This window comes from Actinacidiphila oryziradicis, assembly GCF_005047355.1.
GTDB classification, from domain to species: Bacteria; Actinomycetota; Actinomycetes; order Streptomycetales; family Streptomycetaceae; genus Actinacidiphila; species Actinacidiphila oryziradicis.
Genome location: NZ_SUMC01000318.1, coordinates 1 through 1,629 on the forward strand (window position 1 = coordinate 1; position 1,629 = coordinate 1,629).

A 1,629-nucleotide genomic window follows, 5' to 3' on the forward strand; every position below is an offset into this window, starting at 1 on the left:
GCTTCATGCAGTGTGGGGGGCTGGGCGTCAGTGCACGAGCACAGGCACGGCCTGCTCGTCGGCGCCGTCGACGGGCTGCGGCTTTCGCTTCGGCAGCAACGCCAGCGCGACGAGGAACGCGACAACGCGTCCGTGAGCAGGTGCGGAATGCGGTCTCTCATCTGCGGCGTAACGCTGGCTGCGGCACCGAGACCGCCGCTGACGTGCAGCCGGTCGCGGCATGGAGGACCAGCTCGGCGCGCTCGGCCTGGTCCTCAACGCCGTCGTGCTCTGTTATCTGGGGCGGCCGGAGGCCGTCCGCTACGCGGCATGAGTGATCTTTGAGGCGTGTCTCCGCGCTGTCGCGGACGGTGTATCCGGGGTGTGTACGTTACGGTCGTGACGACCGTCGTTGCTCTCTCGGGGTTCCGTACGCAGCGCCTCACCCTCGGCGAAGGCGAGCGGACGTGGACCGTGCTGGGTCGTGACCACCGGTGGTGGGACCGGCGGAGGAGTACCTGGAGTACCTGCGTGTGCAGAAGGTCTCGCCGAACACAGTGAAGTCCTACGCCCGGGCCCTGGCGTTGTGGTGGCAGTACCTGGACGCCTTCGGGGTGGCCTGGGACGCGGTGACACTGGAGGACTTCGGAGGCTTCCTGACCTGGCTGCGGACCGGCGAGGACCCGCAGGTCGCGGCGCTGACGCCGGGACAGGCCCGGTTCGGCGAGTCGACTGTCGCGGTGCGGCTGCGCGCGGTGCTGTCCTGCTACGAGTTCCACCGGCTCAACGGTGTCGATGTCGGGCGGGACCTGCACCGCCTGGTGCACAGGGGCGGAGGGCGCTACAAGCCGATGCTGGAACACATCGCGCGCCGCAAAGGCCGTCGCCAGACCGTCATCCGGGTACGCCAGCAGCATCCGGCAGTGCCCCCGGTACTGACGCCCCGGCAGATCAATCGGATCTGCGATGCGTGCGCGGTCTGGGATCCGGCGGCGGGCGAGTGGCGGGGATCGGTGCGCGACCGCCTGCTGTGGGCGCTGCTGGCCGAGACCGGGCTGCGGCTGGGTGAGGCGCTCGGGCTCCGGCACCGTGACTGGCACACTGGCCGCGGCGACAGCCCGTTCATTGAGGTCGTCCCGAGGGAGCATCCGCACGGGCTGCGGGTGAGGGGCGGCGGCTACCGCGAGCTCTACATCTCCCACGAGCTCGACCGGCTTTACGGCGAGTACTTGTGGCAGCTGTGCGACGTGGGGGCTGACCCTGGCGGTCGCCGATCTCGACGACTGGTACGTCTTCGTCAACCTCGCCCGCGAACCCCGGTTCGCCCCCTGGAAACCCGACAGCGTCTACGACCTGGTTGACCGGCTCCGCCGCCGGCTTGCCGGACAGGTCCCGGGCGGCTGGACACCCCACTGGTTCCGGCATAGCCACGCCACCGCCTTGCTGCTGTCCGGAGTGCCGATGCACGTGGTCTCGCGCCGACTCGGGCACACGGACGTGCAGACCACGATGAACACCTACGCCAACCCTCGGGAATTGCATCAGACGGGTGAGAACCCGCAGGTCACGAGGTCAGAGCGCGGTCCGACGGGGTCTCCATCCTCCTACAACTTGGCGGCCTGAGCTGGGAGTTTGGCAATTAGTTCCCAT

At 68.9% G+C, this 1,629-nt stretch carries 2 protein-coding genes; both read left to right on the top strand.

Annotation, left to right across the window (positions count from 1 at the left end):
- Positions 1-473 precede the first annotated feature (473 nt).
- Positions 474-1,340 (top strand): tyrosine-type recombinase/integrase, encoded by an 867-nt coding sequence (locus FCI23_RS55560; protein ID WP_136731747.1) that lies wholly within the window; start codon positions 474-476, stop codon positions 1,338-1,340.
- Positions 1,240-1,602, top strand: a complete 363-nt coding sequence (locus FCI23_RS64575) for a tyrosine-type recombinase/integrase (protein ID WP_407646174.1) — start codon at positions 1,240-1,242, stop codon at positions 1,600-1,602. The genes FCI23_RS55560 and FCI23_RS64575 overlap by 101 nt, the downstream gene beginning before the upstream one ends.
- The last annotated feature ends 27 nt before the right edge of the window (positions 1,603-1,629 follow it).